General features: G+C 66.1%; 3 protein-coding genes. 2 read left to right on the top strand and 1 reads right to left on the bottom strand.

What is annotated here, in order from left to right; genetic code table 11:
* On the top strand, nucleotides 1-307 hold a 307-nt coding region (locus ACYQ2W_RS26220), incomplete at its 5' end, for a hypothetical protein (RefSeq protein WP_459874023.1).
* 65 nt (nucleotides 308-372) lie between these two features.
* On the opposite strand, the gene ACYQ2W_RS26225 is transcribed toward ACYQ2W_RS26220, so the two are convergent.
* Complete coding sequence (locus tag ACYQ2W_RS26225) at nucleotides 373-897, bottom strand: DUF7674 family protein (protein WP_459874025.1); 525 nt, start codon at nucleotides 895-897, stop codon at nucleotides 373-375.
* Between the two features lie 23 nt (nucleotides 898-920).
* On the opposite strand from ACYQ2W_RS26225, the gene ACYQ2W_RS26230 reads away from it, so the two are divergent.
* Nucleotides 921-1,230: hypothetical protein (locus ACYQ2W_RS26230; RefSeq protein WP_459874027.1), on the top strand; the 310-nt coding region annotated here is incomplete at its 3' end.

Here is a 1,230-nt window from a genome sequence, read left to right on the forward strand (position 1 = left end):
CGAGGCGCCGGAGTTGCCGCCGTTGCCGGAGGTGGAGGATCGGGCGGCGATGGAGCGGTGGGGGCGGTTGGTGGCGGCGGAGCAGCGGGAGACCGGGGTCTCCGAGGGGTTGGAGCGCGGTTTGGCGGAGGGGCTGAAGCGGGAGACCGCTCGGGCCCGCAAGATTGCCGGCACGCTGTTGGCCAAGGGGATGGCGGCGGAGGAGGTGCGGAGATCACCGGGCTCTCCGTCGACGAGGTCGAGGGGTTGGGGTCCGGTTTTTGCGATGGTGGGTAGCGGAGGCGGAGGCGGCGGCGGTAGATTCTGAGGGGGTATCGTGGCCTTCGCTCCGCTGCCTCCGTTTGCGTCGGCGTACGTTTACCGGGACATCCATCATAACCCGTCGATCAAAACCTGAACGCCTGCGTATCCCCCATAGTCCGATAGCCTCCTGAGCGGAGTTCTTCCATGAAAGCCGACATGGAGGTCCCGTAGATTCGACGGCAGCAACTCCCAATGCGGAGTTGCGTTTTCCTCCTTGACTTGCCAGAACAGATTTTCGGTGAACGCGACATCTATGCAGTTGCGTACTTCAGCTCGCCATTTTTTTGAATACCAGGGAGGATTCAACAGGTTGCAAGAGGTTCCGCCAATATCCCGGATGTTGGCGCCCCGTGGCCGGCGATCGGCGGTGGTACCCTTCCGGGGCCCGTAGCCGGTGCGGAGCGATGGTCGCTTTTTGCTGAATGGGTCGTTGTCTGCCACCCCCCGCGGGGCTACCCCTGGCGCCCGCTTACCGGTAGATTGCCCCCAATCCACGCCCTTGCCGGTTCCATGAGGTCCCCGGGGCGCGTCCCGCGGGGCGGTTCGCCGCCTGCCGATCGGAGCGGATCGGCGCGGACGCGCGCAAGGTGCCATCGATACCCGCTACCGGGGGAGCCATGGGCCCGACATCCATCCGTCACCTGCCGCGCGTGCTGCTGTTGCTGTTGTTCACCGGCCCGGGCGCCGCCGCTTCGGGCGCGGAGCGCATCGACTGGCTGCGCTTCGACTACCCGCCGATGTACATCGTCTCCGGTCCCCAGGCCGGCGCGGGGTACATGGACAACATCCTGCAACTGCTGATCGACCATCTGCCGGAGTATGAGCACGCCGTGCGGGTGGCCAACCTCAGCCGCATCCTCTCGGAGCTGCGCCAGGGCAACGACGTCTGCATCGCCTCGCTGTTCGTCAACGAGGAGCGCCAGCGGC

The organism is Endothiovibrio diazotrophicus, assembly GCF_054657215.1.

Coding starts and splice junctions, on each gene's coding strand:
- ACYQ2W_RS26225 (WP_459874025.1), bottom strand. CDS start 897: ATGGCACCTTGCGCGCGTCCGCGCCGATCCGCTCCGATCGGCAGGCGG.